Here is a 16,525-nt window from a genome sequence, read left to right as displayed (position 1 = left end):
TTAAATCATTTCTTCTTCAAAAAAGTATCTAACAACGTTATCTGAATCCATTGCATCTTGAACTCTCACTGCTAGTCTTTCATCCATTACAATAATATCGCCTGTGCCAATAATTCTTGTATTTACATATATATCACCACCACTTCCTGCATATTTATCCAAAGATATAATATCTCCTTCACTCAGATTTAAAAAATCTTTTACAGTCAGTTCAGCATTACCAAGTATTACATCGACAACAATTTCTGTGTCAACTAATAAATCATAATCTCTTTCAGTAATATCTACCATTATGTCTCTTTTTATACTATTAATCTAAAAAAATTATAACATAAACATAATCGTACTATTTAGGAAAAAAATAACAATATAAGTGAATTTATAACAATATGTGGATTATTAATCTAATATTAATAAAAGGATAAGTATTAAAAAACAGAATCAAGTGATTCGAGCATTGAGTTCACTTTGGCTTCAATGTTACCGTCAAAATTTCCCAAATCACTGGCGATAACTACTCCACCTGCTGTTACGTTCACATCTTCATGCAGTTCAACAAATGAATCAAGTTTGAGTTGATCTTTTAAAAGCAGATAATCTTTGGGATTTAAGTGTATTTGTATTTTTGAAGCCGTTTTGACTTTATTGAGTAAATTCTTAATGGTCTCTTTTGCAATCAAAGAGGAGTTTTCACTCACTTCAATGGATATGATCTTTTTGGCAATAGACATGGATGTTTTTAATATTTTACTCTCCATTTGAAATGTCGCTTGTTCAAAAAAAGCAGCATAATGTTTTAAATCCTTCAAAGCATCCACAATTTGTTTGTCAAAATCTCTGCCTTTGACGCCATCATTTTCTATATTGGAAACTTTTTCTTCAATGGATTGCATTTGTGCTTTTAAGTTACGCAGTTCTACAAGTACGGGATCAACATTGCCATTAATTGAGCGATCGTTTAATGTGGCAACTTGTTGCATCTGTTCATTTTGAGCAGCATAATCTTCATTGAGAAAGGTTCCTAATTGATACGCTTGTAATGGCTTGGTCTCATCCTCTTTTTTGCTTTTAACAATTGTGGCATTTGAGTATACGTTATTTCTTTCCATTATTCATCCATCTCTCTGTCAATGACACCCTCTTCAATGAGTTTTTGGGCAGCATCAAGCATTTTTCTTTGTGCAGCTTCAATATCTTTAATTTTAACTTTTGTCATCATCTCAAACTCTTCTAAGAATCGGTCTCTTGCTCTTTGACTCATTGAGGTCGTCACTTTTTCCAAATCTTCTGCAGTTGCAGACTTCATCGCAACCGCAACATCCGTCGTTTCACAATTTTGTAAAATTTTCATAATATAATCTTGATCCAAATTTAATAGATCTTCAAATACAAACATATTCTCTTTTATTTTTGTTGCCAAAAGAGTATCGACCCCATTGATATTTTTTAAAATGTCTTGTGACTTTGGACCCAATCGGTTTAACATATCGGCAACGACTTTAACCCCACCTACATCTACAATAGATGAGAGTAATGACTCCAATTTCTTTTCTAAAATCAGTGAAACGGTTCGTACAACATCCGGCGATACATCTTTAATGGTTGCCATTTGCATGGTTACCTTAACTTTAATGTCTTCATCAAGTTGCATAAGAACCTCTGCCGCACCAGGTGCTTCCATGTGTGCTAAAATAACTGCAATGGTTTGAGGCGATTCATCTTTAATAAAGTCTGCAAGTTGCTTTGGATTGATGGCATCTAAATATGAGAAGGCTTGTGATGCCAATTTGATTTTTGATAATCGGGATAAAACATCATCGGCTTCACCTTTACCCAAAGATTTATATAAAAGGTCTTTGGCATACTCATATCCCCCAGAACTGATAAAACCACTGGTTTTAATAAAAACATGGAACTCATTTAATACGGCTAATGCCGTATATTTATCAATTGTTTTGAGTTGAGTAATGGCTGTTGAAATGTCTTCAACATAGTGTTTGGGCAAATATTGAAAAATCTTTACGGTAGCACCTTCTCCAATGAGGACGCAAAAAATTGCGACCTTCTCCATCATTGGCATGCCCTTTAAGGTCTCTTTATACTCGTCGTCAAGAATGTCCATCTATTTACGCCTTTTGATTCTTAGCTGCTTGTCGCAACTTCATTTTTGCATCACCTTCTGATAAAAGCATCTCTATCATATGTGCAATCTCTTCTGGTTTGTCATTGACTTGTTTATCTAATTCATCAACCAATACTTCAAATTTAGCACCCGCTTCTTCGTCCATGCCCTCAATGTTATTTAAAATTTGACTTCTGACTTTTGCTTTAAGCCTTCCGTGTGCCGTCTGCTCATCAAATTGATTTTCATAATCTTTAATAATTTGTCCGTCATCATCAACCACATTACCTAAAGAATCAATTTTTTTCCCTCTCTCATCAAAAACAACCACATCATTACTTGCAATAAACTTTTTATAAAAAACAAAAAGAATAATGGATGCAATAAAATATTGAATATATTCACTGAACTCTTTAAGAATACTTTTAATTAAAGAGACCGTATCTTGTGATTCACTGATGACTTCACCATTGGCATTAACAACACCACCTTCTGAACTCATAGCAACTCCACTGGTTAAAAATTTAAAATCTTTCACCGTAATTTTATCACCTCTTGCCTGACTGTATCCAATGGTGTCTTGAACCACTGCAATTAAAGATTTGATATACTCGTCTTTGTTTTCAACATCTTTTAATACCGCTGAATCAAAAGTTACAGCTGCACTGACTCTGTTGACTGTTGCATAGGCATTATCTTGCTGACTGATAATTTTTTTAGATATTTCATAATTGATAATATTTTTGGTATCTTCTTTAGAACTTGCACTTCCACTGTTCCCTGATGAAGTATCACCATTCTCAATATTAGATTGAACACCAGGTGCACCACCAGTTTGTTCTGACATTCCTTTGGATTTAGCGCTGCTCTCTGTTATCTGTTGACTTCTTATGGTTCCTTCTGGATCATAAATCTCTTCTTGAACATCTTTTTTGATAAAAGCCAAATCAACGGAAACTCTTGCAACAACTTTACCTAAACCAACAATAGGTTCAAGCAAAGCAATGATTTTTTGTTCAAAATCTTTTTCAACTTTTTGTTTATACTTATCTTGCATTCTGACTTTTGAACCATCAATCTCATCTTTAGAGTGTTCCAATAAAGAGCCATCTTGATCTATTAATTTAATGTTCTCCGATGTTAAATTTGAGACTGCTGAGGCCATAAAATTTTTAATTCCATCAATTTGATTTTGCGTCAAATAGACACCAGGTTTAATTGACAATACAGCAGATGCCGTTGGCATTGTAACTCTTTCTGTAAAAATAGTATCTTTAGGTATCGCAATTTTAACATTGGCTTTTAATACTCCAGAGAGTGATTCTAACGATCGAGATAACTCTCCTTCAAGTGCTCGTAAATATTTGATTTTATTTTCAAAGTTTGTTGTACCCAAAGAAGATTTTTCAAAAAGTTCCCACCCTGCATGTTTACTTGTTGCAGCTTCACTGGTAACCAATTTGATTTTTGCAATATTAATGAAGTCTTTACTGGTTTTCAATGAAAGCGTATTGCCTGAACCAATGATCGAAAAAGGAATCCCTGAAGCTTCAAGTTCACTGCTTGCTAACATCACTTGATTTTTTGTTAAATTTGAAGCAATGGTATAATTGAGTTTCTCATCTTGTGCTTTTATGTTTGACCACACCAATAAACCCACTAAAAGAACAAATAAAATTGAAAATCCCCCGATTATCACTGCTCTTTGTGAAGCATTAAGATTGTTTACAAATTTAAGCAATTGATCCATATATTCTATATCCTATTAATTTTTTGCAGATGAGTCAATAATGGCTTTTAGCCATTGAGAATCTTTTTTAATTGAAGATTGCAATGCATTAAAAATAACTGTATTTTTAGACATCTCACTCATTTGTTTATCTAAACTGACATTATTCCCATCATTTTGTTCTTCTAAATTTGGCACTTTGATTAATCTGCTAGTGCTTTGGTTTGTTTGAGTTGAATCTACTTGAAAATGTTTAGGATTGGTTGTCATCATTTTTAAGTCTGACTCTTTACTTGCTTTTTGTAATTCATCTTCAAAAACCAACTCTTTGGTTTTATAATTTGGGGTATTGATATTGGCAATATTTCCAGAAATAACTTTTTGTCTTTCACCTCTAAAACTTAAATGATCGAATAGAGTTTGGGTTACACTACTTGGTTGCATTCTTATCTACTCCTTATTTTACGCCTAATTTTTCTATAACTTTAGCATTGATTTCATCAATTCCTTTGACTGCCTTTTGTGATTGTGCAAAGCTTCGGTGTGCTTCAATAAGCGCTACCATTGCAGTAATTGAATTCACATTTGATTTTTCAAGCGTCCCTTGCAATAAATACTCACTGTTATCTTCAACAGGCAACACATCTTGTGCATTTTTTACTTTGAAACTGTTATTCCCAACTTTTTCAACATTTTGAAAGTCAGTTAAGAACACACCAATGACTTCGTTAAAATCAACACCATCTTCTACTTGAATTGGCTCATTATCCACACTCAATACTGGATTATTATTCCCCGTAACCAACATGTTATTAACCACTTTAAATGAACCATCACGCGTTAAAAATGAGTCCCCATTTTCATTTTGAACTTTAAAAAAAGCATTGTTATGTTTTAATGCAAAATCTAAAGTATCGCCCGTTTGAACCAAGGAACCCATTTCTGGATTGATATACGTTGAGTTCAATTTTGGTACATTGTTTGTCACTACATTGATTTTAGTGGTCGCTCTATTGTTTTCTGTCGCTTTGTCTAAATAATTATTAAATGTTCCTTCGGTCAAACCTGTTTGCTTGTATCCCGTTGTATTGGCATTGGCTAAATTATTTGCAATGGTATCAACACGATTCAACTGGTTAATCATAGCTGCTGCTAAGGGATATGTACCTTGGTTCATTTATAATCCTTTATTTACTGAATTCTGCAATTAATGCATCTAAATCATCTGTACCTACAAGATCAGATTCTCCATCACCATGAATATACTTAGCTACGGCAATCTCTTTTTGATCTTCATCTTCTTCAAAGAGATTGTTTAAATAAACGGTCAATTTTCTAATAACCGACATTACTCTTTCAATTTTTTGTCGGTTAATATCATGAAATTGCATCAACTCCATGGCTTCAAATACTTGCATGTTTTCTGCTTCAAGTTTAGTTGAAATAACCTTTGTTACTTCTTTCATACTTTGAGCTTCTTTTAATCTCTCATCAAAGAGCGTGATATTTGGAAATTTTTTACTCAAAGAGTTAAGCAACTCAACCTCTTTATCTAAAAAGGCATCTATCGTTTTTTTGTTTTTTGAAATCAAATCATTTTCATCAAGAATAAAACTTAACACATCAAAAATTTTACTGGCTTTTTCTTCGCTGTCATTCGCAACTTCGTTTAACTGACTGACAACCCTTGTATGCGGTTCAACAGGGAAAGGAAACTCCCCTTTATCAATTTTTTTATTGGTCCAGTTTTGTGCTTTTTCATCAAAACTTGCATCCTCTTCATCCTCTTGTGGATTTAACAAGAGATCCATATCTTCATCTTCAGTTTGAGCGACATCTTCTTCAAGGAGTATTTCATCCTCTTCCATGTTATCAATTTCATTTAAAACATCTGTTATATTATCTTTAACATCTCCAGTGGTGTCCATAACTTCATCAACATCTGAAACTGCTACGTCATCCTCTTCTGAAGTTTCAATTTCATCTGTTTGAGCTATCAGCTTTTCAATATCATCTGCAGACATTGAACCACTGACTTCTTCAGTTGGAACTGAATCATCTTCAACTTTCTCTTCTTCTGGTAACTCAATTCCATTCATCAAAGCTTCTATTTCTTCTTGACTCATACTCATCTGTCAAACCCTCAATTTAAAATTATTTTAAAACACCATCAAGCTTCTCTTTTAGTATCTCTGCACTAAAGGGCTTAACAATATAGTTATTGACACCTGCTTTTAATGCAGTAATCACTTCGCTTTTCCCACCTTCTGTTGTAATCATAATAATTGGAATACTTTGATGAGACCCTTCACTTCTAACTCGTTTAACCAACTCTAAACCATTCATATTTGGCATATTCCAGTCAGTCAATATCACATCATATTTATTAATTGATAACTCTTTCCACGCTTTTAATCCATCTTCAGCTTCTTTAAAATCTTCTTTGGTAAACCCCAGTTGCATCACAACGTTACCTATTATTCTTCTCATAGTAGAACTATCATCAACAATAAGAATTTTCATACTCATACCTTTGGCAGTCAATTTTATAAAATTTGGTACATTATATTTAATTTGTTTTAAATATATACTTAATAATTTGAAAAAATATTTTATATAATTTAATCTAATTTTAAAAGTTCTTTAAATATAATCTACAAAATATGAAAAATCTGTATTAAAGGATTTAAAATGCTTAGAAGTTTGTACACCGCTGCAACAGGAATGACTGCTCAACAACATCAAATTGATGTCACATCAAATAATATTGCCAACGTCAATACAATTGGTTTTAAAAAAGACCGGGCAGAGTTTCAAGACTTAATGTATGAAACTTTGAACTACACTGCGGGAAAAACATCGCAAACAACATTTAATCCTACGGGATTGGATGTAGGTTTAGGGGTTCGAGTTTCGGGTGTACAAAAAAGTTTTACAGAGGGTGATTTAAAAAACACTGGGAATGATTTGGATATGGCCATTGAAGGGAAAGGGTTTTTTCAAATACTTCTGCCTTCAGGAGAAACAGCTTATACAAGAAATGGTGCTTTTAAAGTGGATAATGAAGGAACATTGGTTAATGGAAGTGGTTACAGACTGCAACCTGAAATCGTCATTCCAAGTACCTACACAGACGTTTCAATTGCACTTGATGGAACCGTAACAGCACTCGATCCAGCAACAGGTACAACTCAAGATTTGGGACAAATTACCTTAACAGATTTTATCAATCCTGCAGGGCTGAAACCTCTGGGAGATTCGCTTTTCCAAGAATCCGATGCATCGGGTGATCCCATTGAAGGAAATGCCACTGAAGATGCCTTTGGAAGTATCAGACAATCAATGGTTGAATCATCAAATGTTGCTTTGGTCAATGAAATGGTCGATCTCATCACCGCACAAAGAGCCTATGAAGCTAACTCGAAGTCAATTACCACCGCAGATGATATGCTAGATATCATAAACAGATTAAAGAATTAATGATTAAAAGATATGGATTTAGATGAATTAAAGAGAATTCGAAAAGAGAATATTCTTGCCCATAAAAAAAAGAAGCGAGAGTATTATCTTAAAAAAAAGCTGGAGAAACAATTTCCTGCAAAGCCAGCTAAACCTGAAATTGACTATGAAAAAGAGTTAAATGGGGATGATTTTGCACAAAGAATTCGAGAAATTGCAAAGAAACAAAAATCTTATGTCGATGATCGAAGAGAAAAAATCATGCAAAAGATTGCAGATTATCAAGATCAAAAACAGAAATATTACGAAGAGAATAAAGAGAAACGACTTCAATATGACAGAGAGTACCGACAAAAAAAGAAAGAAGAACTAAAAGCATACAGAAAAGAGTATTACGAAAAGAACAGAGAGAAAATTTTAAAAAAACAAAAAGAAAATCGAAAGTTAAAGAGTTCAAATGGCAAATGATATAACAGAAGATAATGAAGTAAAAAGTCCAGATAATGAAAATGTCGAGGATGAGATTGTTAATATTGACAATATTGATGGATTAGAAAGAGATGTTCCAGGAACCATTCTCGATGAAGAGCAAGATGATGCAGATACAACTTTAACTCAAGATGATTTAGAGAATATCAATTCAATAGAAAATAACAGTTCTGAAGAGATGCCTCAAAGCAGCGATAAAAACCCAAAAGAGAGTATGCTTTCTAAAATAAAAAACAATAAAAAACTTTTGTATATTATTATTGCTTTAATTATAATGATTATTGCCATTCTTGCTTTTGTATTGATCACATTGTCTAAATCAGAACCCGTTCAAGAGATCAAACAAGCCCCTAAAAAAGAGGTCATCAAAGAGAGTACCCCAGATGTCATTGAACCACCAAAATATGAATTCAAAATTGACCACATCAATGTAACAAGACTCAATAAAAAATTAAAAATCTTAACAAAATATGAATTAATGGGCATAACTGAAGAGGAGTATCTCAAAAGACAAGAACTCGAAGCACAAAGAAAAGCCAAAGAAGAAGCCGAATTAAAAGAGAAACAACGTTTAGAGGCGGAACAAAAAGCCAAAGAAGAGGCACAACGATTAGAAGAAGAAAAACTTGCTGCCGAACAAAAAGCCAAAGAAGAAGCAGCCTTACTTGAACAACAAAAATCAGAAGCAGAACAAAAAGCCAAAGAAGAGGCACAACCCAACTCAACAACCACACAAAATGGCAACACTTCAAATGAGTTGTCCAATAACGAACAAGCAGGAAATAAAACACCACAAAACAATGACGAAACGGTTGTTCAAAGTACAACGGGAAAAGATTTTGTCAAATTTGTTCAAATTGCAACCCATAAAAAAATCATTTTAAAAGCCTATCTTTCTAAAATCAAAGCGGTTGATTCAAGAATCAGCGCATGCAGAAATCAAAAAGATTTCATGGAGATATTGATTGGGCCTTTAAATGAAGGGGAAGATTACCAAGCCATCATAACCAAATTGGGAGAAAAGAATATTGCTGAACACTCAAAATTTGTAGAAATCACAGAAGAAGAGTTTAATAAAAGATGTATTTTTAACTAAGAGTTTTCCAGTATAGAGATACAATCTTTTGTGTAGATGATTTTGTTTTTTATGTCTACCTCTACAACATACATCTCGATGTAGGGTATTAAAAAGAGTTTGGGAAGCTCTTTTTCTTGAAGTTTTATATCGGTAACCACTTCAAAATAATCACTGCTTGGAAGTCTTTGAATATCTTTAACCACTCCTAAGAGTAAATCGCCTTCCATAACTTTACAATCCATTAAATCAAACCAAAAATATTGATTCTCCTCTAATGTACAAGATTGTCGTGTTTGTTCAAGCGTGGTAAAGAGTTGTTGATTGACCAATTTTTTCGCTTCATCCGCACTGTTAATATTTTCAAATTTAACAATATCTCTTGAAGCACTGTAAGATTGTACACGTAGCGTGCTTTTTTTATTGGTCGTAAACACAGCACCTTTTTTAAACTGTTCAGGAAAGTCAGACTCAATATAGATTTTTAATGATCCATCAAGTCCAACCGTTTTACCCAGTTTACCAATATAGATGCTACTGCTCACTGTTTATACTTCTTTACTGTCAAAATTATCAATTTGCAATAACTTGAATTTTGTAAGAGATACCATCTTTTGCTTTACATCCATTGGCCATTGTTTTAATGGCATTGATCATATTGCCATTTTTACCAATGAGTTTACCAATATCGGCACTGTTAGCATTAATAATAATTTCTGCAAAAGTATCATCAATTACACTTTTAGTAACGGTGATCTCTTCTGGAAAACTCACAATTAATTTTGCATAATTTTCAATAAAATTAGTAATCATAATGTTAATTATTTAGCTGCAAGCTTTTTAACTTTTTCACTTGGTTTTGCACCAACACTTAACCAATAGTTATATCTCTCTGCATCAAGTTTAAGAACTGAAGGCTCTGCAATTGGGTTGTAGTAACCAATTGATTCAATCCATCCTGAATCTCTTCTTTTTCTTGAATCTGTTACAACGATTCTGTAAAATGGTTTTTTATTTCTACCCATTCTCGTTAATCTAATAGCTGTCATATATTTTTCCTTTTTTTATGTTTATTTTTTGATAGTATTGAATTCTAAACTCAAATGCAAAGTTTACAACTCAATACTATTTAATTGTACTATCTTGGCAGTTTTGGCATTCCGCCTGGCATACCTTGCATTTGAGACATCATATTTTGAAGTCCTTTCATGCCACCTTTAGATGAGAGTTTTTTCGCCATTTTAGAAGCATTTTTAAATTGCTTTAAAATTTTATTGATTTGAACTTCTGAAAGTCCAGACCCTTTTGCAATTCTCTTTTTTCGACTGATATTCATTAAATCAGGTTCTTCTCTCTCTTTAGGGGTCATAGAACTGATTAAAGCTTTAATTCGTACAATCTCACCAGAGTTCTCTAAATCCATGTCTTTAATGGGTCCAGCCATCTGTGAAAGCCCTGGAATCATAGAGATAATAGATTTCATTGAACCCAATTTTTTCATCATATTAAGTTGGTCTAAAAAGTCATTGAAATTAAATTCACCCTTTTTAATTTTTTTAGTGACCTCTTTGGCTTTTTTTGCATCAATAATGGCAGATGTTTTCTCAGCTAAACCTTCAATATCCCCAGCACCCATAAGACGACTGACAATTCTATCTGGAATAAAAACTTCGATGTCAGGCATTTTTTCACCCGTACCGATAAATCGTAATGGAACACCTACTTGATGTGCAATTGAAAGAGCAACTCCCCCTTTGGTATCCCCATCATATTTTGAAAGAATAACACCATCAATTCCAATTTGTTCTTTAAAAGTGCTCGCTGTTTTTGTTGCATCATGTCCAGTTAATGAATCAGCCACATAAAAAATTTCGTCAGGATCAATCGCTTTTTTTACGTCATGAAGTTGTTTCATCAACTCTTCATCAATGGCCAAACGACCCGCTGTATCAATTAAAAGTACATCATAGTGTTCCGCTTTTGCTTTGGCTTTTGCAGCAAGAGCTATTTTTACAGGATCCATTTGATTGTCATCAAAATAGATATCTACTTCAATTTGTGCAGCAATTTGTTTTAACTGCTCAACCGCTGCTAATCTTTGTAAATCACACGCAGCGACTAAAACTTTTTTATTTCTTTGTTTTAAATAGTTCGCCAGTTTCCCTGTCGTAGTTGTTTTTCCAGACCCTTGAAGCCCCGTCATTAAAACCGTAGTTGGAGGAGTATTTGAAAATACAAACCCTTGATTCCCTGCTGTTGTTAATACGGCATGCAACTCTTTTTGTAATGATTTTAAAAAAGCCTCTTGTCCAATACCCAAAAGTTTTGTATTGATCTCTATTGCATCGACCAACTCTTTTGTTGTTTTATGGTGTACATCCGCTTTTAAAAGTGATTTTCTTAACTCTGTTGTTGCTTTTTTTAAAGCATTTGCATCATCTCTAAATCTAATTTTACTGACGGCATTTTTAAATGAACCGGTTAAAACATCAAACAAATCAACTCTCCATTTTTAATTAAGTTCGGGATTATACTCATTTTAATCTTTATTATAGATTAAACACTGATGTATTTTTTAAGTTATCTTTAATCTATTTTTTAGATACAAAACCCAATAAATCGGGTTTTTGTATAAATCAATACTTAAAAATTCTTTAATTTAATATAAATTCAGACCAAAAACATTAAACTCTTTTGGCTCTTTTGCTTCAAATGTATAATCAAAAATTTTCGTTACTCTTGAATGCAGTAAAACTCTTTTTATATTAGCAACGGGTTTTCCATAAACCGCATCTCCAATTATAGGTAAGCCAATATAGTTTAAATGCACTCGAATTTGATGTGTTCTTCCTGTATCAATCACAATTTTAACTTTTGATTTATTTCCTTCAACATAGAGAGGATAGACCGTACTTTTTGCGGGTTTCCCTTTTTTAACATCTATTTTACTCTTTGCAACACCCTTGTTTTTAATGGTTAAAATCGGTTTATCCACTTCAATGGTTTCAATGACTTTCCCTTCAACAATGGCAACATACTCTTTGTAGACTCTGTTGGCTTTAAACTCTCGTATGGCTTTGGTTTGAAACTCTTCATTTTTGGCAAACAGCATCACCCCACTCGTCTCTTTGTCCAGTCGATTTAAAAGCATACAATTTTTATATTTACTTGCCACATCATCGGCAGTTAAAAATGCCGGTTTATTCACCGCTAAAATATCATTGTCCTCAAAAATTACTTTAACAGGGGCAACTTCTTTGATATTAAATTTGGTGTCAACCGCAATTTCTCCACGAGCAATTTCCACTTTTTTATTGCCCACATAAACCAAACCTTTATCCATTAGCTCTTTGGCTTTTGAGTTTGAAATGCCCTCTTGTTGAGCTAACAGTTTGTACGCTTTATCATATTCCATGAATTTCCTTTATTATTGGCTCTATTGTTCCAATATCTATCAAATTTGATTTTTCTAATTGCTGAACATTGTGCAAAACACTTTTCAGATTTTCATTGCTTGTAAGTGTATAATGACTCACTGAAGCAAAAAGTGGTTTTTGGTTAAATATATGTTCACCGCTGATGATTCTGCATTGAAAAAAAGCAGGCTCAATGGGGTTGTGCCCTCCAACTTTTTCAAAAGCTCCGCCTAAAATAACACAATCACTGATGGCATAAATATTATTCAATTCACCCATTTTATCCACCAAAATTATATCACTTTTAAAATCTTCTTGCTGTGAATATCGGTGATATGTCAGCGCTTTATTTTTAATATAATTTTGAATTAAAACATCGACCTTATCAAAACGTTCAGGGTGCCTTGGCACAATAATCAATTTCCCCAATGTTTTTTCATAGGCATCTAAAATCAACGCTTCCTCTTTTTCATGCGTACTTCCTGCGGTTATGATAAAACCATCGGGCTTATCCAATTTTTTTGTAATTTTTGGACGTTGCGCTAATTTTATGTTCCCAATAATTTCCACATGATGAGCACCCAAGTTCTCTAACCGCTCTTTGTCTAAAGCACTCTGCGCATAAACTTTATCAATGTGTTGAAATACTCTTTTATATAAAAAAGCAAATCTCATATACGAAGCGTATGAACGATCCGATATTCTTGCATTGATTAAATATGTCTTGATCCCTTTGGCTTTTGCCACTAAAAAAAGCATATACCAAAGTTCGGCTTCCATAACCAGTAACGCTTTTTGTTTACTTATCCAAAAGGGTAAAAAAAGTTCATACGGCAAATACCTCACATTTGAACTCAATTTTCGCGCTTCTTCAAAACCCGTATTGGTCATAACAGAGATGTTCACCTCTTCATTAAGTTCATCAATAATGGGTTTGATGGCTTTTATTTCACCAAACGAACAACAATGAAACCAAACAGCACTTTTTTCAAAACAGGGATTGTTTTTTAAAAAAAATTTTGCAGGTATGGCAATGGAGTATTTTAAACTTTTGGATTTATAAATTAAATATGGAAGAGCAAGGAGGTATACTAAAAGTGAGAGAATATAGTAAAAAAAACTAAAGAGGCTCACATTAAGCCTCTTCAGATTCTACTTCTTTATATAAAATTCTTCCACAGTGTGGACAATTAACAATCTCTTCTGCTTTAATTACATCAGCATAAGCTTTATCATTTATTTTCATATAACAACCATAACAGGCTTGTTTTCTAACAGGAACGACGGCTTTGTCTTTTGCCCATCTTCTGATTTTTTCATAGAACGTTAAAATTTTGTTATCAAATTGCTCTAAAAGAACAGCTCTCTCTTGATAAACATTATTTCTGTCTTTATTTAAATCTTCAATTGCATTATCAACAGCAACTTGTAAATCGTTGATCTCTTCTTTTTCTTGTGCCAATTTATCTTCAAGCTCTTTTACATAAGCCTCTTTTGATTGCATCAAATCATCTAATCTTGAAATCTCTTCATTTGCAAATGAAATTTGCTCTTTTGCAATCTCTTCTTCTAATTGTAAAGCTTTTAACTCTTTCTCATTTTGAACTACATTATTTTTTTTCGTAATTTCATCTAATTTGACTTTAAGTTCACTCAAATGAATATTATTTTTTGTTCTTTTTGATTTTAAATCATCTATTTCAGCATGTGTTGCATCAATTGATGAAGAAATTGACTCTGCAGTTTGTAAAAACACTGCCAATTTTGCCTTTTCATTCTCAATTTGTGGCTCATATGCACTGATTTTACTATCATATTTTGACAACTGCACTAACTGTTCTAAGTATTTATTCAACCGTTTCTCCTTATAAATGAAACATAAATGGATTTTTTGAAGTTCTTATTATAGCTTTTAATTCATTTATTTTCAAATAGTTTTCACAAAGCCCCAATAATAAAGGGCTGAAGTGCTTTTCACTTTCATAATGACCAATATCAATTAATGAAATTCCTCGATTCTTTGCTTCCATGGCATCGTGATATTTTATATCGCCCGTTAAAAAACAATCGGCTTTTACTTCAGGAAGCAAGGACATTCCTGCGCCCGTAACCAAGGCAACGGTATTGACATCTTCACTGCATCTGACAACTTTATGATACTCTAAATCTAACTTTGAACTGATCTGTTGAGATAACTCATCAAAAGGGAGATTTACTTTCGCATAACAGATATATTCATCATGTGAAATCAATTCTAAACCTAAAATTTCTTCTGCAACATAACGGTTCAAATGAGTAATATCAAAATTGGTATGCATAGAGATAAGCCCTATATTTTTTTGAATAAGGGTTCTTAAGATTTTTGTTGCATACGAATCAAAATTGACTCTTTTCAATGGAGAAAATATCAAAGGATGATGGGTCACAATCAAAGAGTTTGGTTCAATCTCCTCAAGCATATCATCGTCTAAATCAAGGCTGATATAGAGTTGTTTGAATTCATCTTCAGGATTCCCCACAAGCAGACCTGAATTGTCCCATTTCTCTTGTAACGAAAAGGGTGAGAGTTCGTCCAGAAATTGATATAACTCTTTGATTTTCATGGCTTAGTACCCCAATCTTTTAAGTCGTTCACCCTCTTGTTCTTTGTATAATACAGCACACCCTTGTGAGAGTTCTCTGACTTTTAAAATATAGTTTTGTCTCTCAGTTACAGAGACAGCTTTTCTCGCATCAAGCGTGTTAAAAGCGTGACTGGCAATCATACACTGATCATAAGCAGGGAGAGGTAAGCCCGCCTCTAAACACCGTTTACACTCGTTAAAAGCATCTTCAAAGTGGTTAAATAACATTTTGGTATCGGCAATCTCAAAGTTATATTTAGAGAACTCAATTTCTCCCTCTAAATGGATATCTTTATAGGTAGTAACACCGTGTTCATTTTCATTCCACACAATGTCAAAAACCGTATCTACTCCTTGCAAATACATGGCAAGTCGCTCTGTACCATACGTAATTTCAACGGCTACTGGATCACAAGGCAACCCTCCCACTTGTTGAAAATAGGTAAATTGTGTCACTTCCATTCCGTCCAACCAAACTTCCCATCCAAGTCCCCAAGCACCTAATGTAGGAGATTCCCAGTTATCTTCGACAAACCGAATATCGTGTTTAGAGATATCCAATCCCAAATACTCTAAAGATTGTAAATATAAATCTTGGATATTTGCGGGACTGGGTTTAATCAACGCTTGAAATTGGTAATAACTTCCAAGTCTGTTTGGGTTCTCACCGTATCGTCCATCTGTTGGTCTTCGACTGGGCGCCACATACGCAACTGACCAAGGTTTTGAATCCAGACTTCTCAAAAGTGTTGCAGGATGAAAAGTTCCAGCCCCTGCAGGTATATCGTAAGGTTGAACAATATTACACCCTTGTTGGGCCCAAAATTGTTGTAATTTTAATAGAAGTTGTGAAAATGTAATCATTTATTTTATTCCTAACTCTTTATGTATTTTTTCTTTGTCAAAGCCACAAATCCACCGATTTCCAATTAAAATCACTGGAGCACCTTTACAGCCATTTTTTTGACAATCTTTAAGTGCTTGTCTGTTTTTTGATACATCAATTTGATTGTATTTAATTTTTTTCTCTTTGAAATAAGCCGCAGCTTGGCTGCACCACTTACAATTTGGAATTGTAAAAAGCGCAACGGGCTTCATTATAAAATAACTTCTATCTCTTTAGAATCTAACGCAACTGCTTTTTCTTTAACGATTCTGTCTTCCGTTAATTTTGCTGCTAACTCTTTATCAAAAATAGCCAAAATTTGCATGGCTAAATATGCAGCATTCACGGCTCCTGCTTTTCCAAGAGCTACCGTAGCCACAGGCATTCCTGAAGGCATTTGTACAGTTGAAAGCATTGCATCCATACCATCCATTGCTCCGCCTTTCATGGGTACCCCAATAACCGGTTTAGTCGTAGCTGCGGCAATAGCACCAGCAAGGTGTGCAGCCATACCAGCTGCTGCGATAAACGCCACTGAACCTTTCGCTTCTGCTTCTTTGACATAATCTTTTGTTCGTTGAGGACTTCGGTGAGCTGAAGAGATAATCATTTCATATTTAACGTTAAACTTGTCCAATGTTTCTGAACAATTTTGCATAATTTCATAGTCAGATTTGCTTCCCATAATGATAGATACAAATTTCATACATTTTTCCTTATTTCAT

22 protein-coding genes are annotated in these 16,525 nt (G+C 33.7%); 3 read left to right on the top strand and 19 right to left on the bottom strand.

Annotated elements, in window-relative coordinates; genetic code table 11:
• From ACNI3C_RS07210 to ACNI3C_RS07175, 8 genes are all read right to left on the bottom strand, one after another.
• Positions 1 to 291 (bottom strand): FliM/FliN family flagellar motor switch protein, encoded by a 291-nt coding sequence (locus ACNI3C_RS07210; RefSeq protein WP_419769142.1) that lies wholly within the window; start codon positions 289 to 291, stop codon positions 1 to 3.
• A gap of 137 nt (positions 292 to 428) precedes the next feature.
• A complete protein-coding gene (locus ACNI3C_RS07205) occupies positions 429 to 1,109 on the bottom strand; it encodes a FliH/SctL family protein (RefSeq protein ID WP_419769141.1) in 681 nt (226 codons plus the stop codon).
• Positions 1,109 to 2,122, bottom strand: coding sequence for a flagellar motor switch protein FliG (gene fliG, locus ACNI3C_RS07200; RefSeq protein WP_419769140.1), 1,014 nt, complete (start codon positions 2,120 to 2,122; stop codon positions 1,109 to 1,111). The genes ACNI3C_RS07205 and fliG overlap by 1 nt, the downstream gene beginning before the upstream one ends.
• Before the next feature lie 4 nt (positions 2,123 to 2,126).
• On the bottom strand, positions 2,127 to 3,872 hold the full coding sequence (gene fliF / locus ACNI3C_RS07195; protein WP_419769139.1) for a flagellar basal-body MS-ring/collar protein FliF: 1,746 nt from the start codon (positions 3,870 to 3,872) through the stop codon (positions 2,127 to 2,129).
• Positions 3,873 to 3,887: 15 nt separating this feature from the next.
• Positions 3,888 to 4,295, bottom strand: a complete 408-nt coding sequence (flgB, locus tag ACNI3C_RS07190; protein WP_419769138.1) for a flagellar basal body rod protein FlgB — start codon at positions 4,293 to 4,295, stop codon at positions 3,888 to 3,890.
• A 13-nt stretch (positions 4,296 to 4,308) separates the two neighbouring features.
• Positions 4,309 to 5,028, bottom strand: a complete 720-nt coding sequence (locus tag ACNI3C_RS07185; protein WP_419769137.1) for a flagellar hook-basal body protein — start codon at positions 5,026 to 5,028, stop codon at positions 4,309 to 4,311.
• A gap of 10 nt (positions 5,029 to 5,038) precedes the next feature.
• A complete protein-coding gene (locus tag ACNI3C_RS07180) occupies positions 5,039 to 5,983 on the bottom strand; it encodes a hypothetical protein (protein ID WP_419769136.1) in 945 nt (314 codons plus the stop codon).
• Between the two features lie 22 nt (positions 5,984 to 6,005).
• Positions 6,006 to 6,374 carry a response regulator gene (locus ACNI3C_RS07175; RefSeq protein WP_419769135.1) on the bottom strand — a complete coding sequence of 123 codons (369 nt, stop codon included), beginning with the start codon at positions 6,372 to 6,374 and terminating at the stop codon, positions 6,006 to 6,008.
• A 168-nt stretch (positions 6,375 to 6,542) separates the two neighbouring features.
• Between ACNI3C_RS07175 and flgG the strand changes: the two genes are divergently transcribed.
• The 3 genes from flgG to ACNI3C_RS07160 are packed head-to-tail and all read left to right on the top strand — an operon-like array spanning position 6,543 to position 8,895.
• Positions 6,543 to 7,331, top strand: a complete 789-nt coding sequence (flgG, locus tag ACNI3C_RS07170; protein ID WP_419769134.1) for a flagellar basal-body rod protein FlgG — start codon at positions 6,543 to 6,545, stop codon at positions 7,329 to 7,331.
• A 12-nt stretch (positions 7,332 to 7,343) separates the two neighbouring features.
• A complete protein-coding gene (locus ACNI3C_RS07165) occupies positions 7,344 to 7,778 on the top strand; it encodes a hypothetical protein (protein ID WP_419769133.1) in 435 nt (144 codons plus the stop codon).
• On the top strand, positions 7,768 to 8,895 hold the full coding sequence (locus tag ACNI3C_RS07160; protein WP_419769132.1) for a hypothetical protein: 1,128 nt from the start codon (positions 7,768 to 7,770) through the stop codon (positions 8,893 to 8,895). The genes ACNI3C_RS07165 and ACNI3C_RS07160 overlap by 11 nt, the downstream gene beginning before the upstream one ends.
• On the opposite strand, the gene rimM is transcribed toward ACNI3C_RS07160, so the two are convergent.
• From rimM to purE, 11 genes are all read right to left on the bottom strand, one after another.
• Complete coding sequence (gene rimM / locus ACNI3C_RS07155) at positions 8,892 to 9,419, bottom strand: ribosome maturation factor RimM (protein WP_419769131.1); 528 nt, start codon at positions 9,417 to 9,419, stop codon at positions 8,892 to 8,894. The genes ACNI3C_RS07160 and rimM overlap by 4 nt on opposite strands.
• A 28-nt stretch (positions 9,420 to 9,447) precedes the next feature.
• Positions 9,448 to 9,687, bottom strand: coding sequence for a KH domain-containing protein (locus tag ACNI3C_RS07150; RefSeq protein ID WP_419769130.1), 240 nt, complete (start codon positions 9,685 to 9,687; stop codon positions 9,448 to 9,450).
• A gap of 8 nt (positions 9,688 to 9,695) precedes the next feature.
• Entirely contained in the window at positions 9,696 to 9,923 is a 228-nt protein-coding gene (gene rpsP, locus ACNI3C_RS07145; protein ID WP_419769129.1) for a 30S ribosomal protein S16, read from the bottom strand.
• 89 nt (positions 9,924 to 10,012) lie between these two features.
• The gene (gene ffh, locus ACNI3C_RS07140; protein ID WP_419769128.1) at positions 10,013 to 11,371 is read right to left on the bottom strand and encodes a signal recognition particle protein; all 1,359 of its coding nucleotides are present in this window, start codon (positions 11,369 to 11,371) and stop codon (positions 10,013 to 10,015) included.
• Positions 11,372 to 11,533: 162 nt separating this feature from the next.
• Positions 11,534 to 12,289 (bottom strand): pseudouridine synthase family protein, encoded by a 756-nt coding sequence (locus ACNI3C_RS07135; protein ID WP_419769127.1) that lies wholly within the window; start codon positions 12,287 to 12,289, stop codon positions 11,534 to 11,536.
• Positions 12,279 to 13,424 (bottom strand): lipid IV(A) 3-deoxy-D-manno-octulosonic acid transferase, encoded by a 1,146-nt coding sequence (waaA, locus tag ACNI3C_RS07130; RefSeq protein ID WP_419769126.1) that lies wholly within the window; start codon positions 13,422 to 13,424, stop codon positions 12,279 to 12,281. The genes ACNI3C_RS07135 and waaA overlap by 11 nt, the downstream gene beginning before the upstream one ends.
• Before the next feature lies 1 nt (position 13,425).
• Positions 13,426 to 14,145: a zinc ribbon domain-containing protein gene (locus ACNI3C_RS07125; RefSeq protein WP_419769125.1), complete on the bottom strand. Its 720-nt coding sequence runs from the start codon at positions 14,143 to 14,145 to the stop codon at positions 13,426 to 13,428.
• Between the two features lie 10 nt (positions 14,146 to 14,155).
• Positions 14,156 to 14,893 (bottom strand): Nif3-like dinuclear metal center hexameric protein, encoded by a 738-nt coding sequence (locus tag ACNI3C_RS07120; protein WP_419769124.1) that lies wholly within the window; start codon positions 14,891 to 14,893, stop codon positions 14,156 to 14,158.
• Between the two features lie 3 nt (positions 14,894 to 14,896).
• On the bottom strand, positions 14,897 to 15,778 hold the full coding sequence (gene glyQ, locus ACNI3C_RS07115) for a glycine--tRNA ligase subunit alpha (RefSeq protein ID WP_419769123.1): 882 nt from the start codon (positions 15,776 to 15,778) through the stop codon (positions 14,897 to 14,899).
• Positions 15,779 to 16,012: a glutaredoxin family protein gene (locus ACNI3C_RS07110; RefSeq protein WP_419769122.1), complete on the bottom strand. Its 234-nt coding sequence runs from the start codon at positions 16,010 to 16,012 to the stop codon at positions 15,779 to 15,781.
• The gene (gene purE / locus ACNI3C_RS07105; protein WP_419769121.1) at positions 16,012 to 16,506 is read right to left on the bottom strand and encodes a 5-(carboxyamino)imidazole ribonucleotide mutase; all 495 of its coding nucleotides are present in this window, start codon (positions 16,504 to 16,506) and stop codon (positions 16,012 to 16,014) included. The genes ACNI3C_RS07110 and purE overlap by 1 nt, the downstream gene beginning before the upstream one ends.
• Positions 16,507 to 16,525: the final 19 nt, after the last annotated feature.

Origin of the sequence: Marinarcus sediminis (SeqCode) (genome assembly GCF_048571275.1) — a bacterium.
GTDB lineage: Bacteria > Campylobacterota > Campylobacteria > Campylobacterales > Arcobacteraceae > Marinarcus > Marinarcus sediminis.
This window is presented reverse-complemented; position numbering and strand designations above follow the sequence as displayed.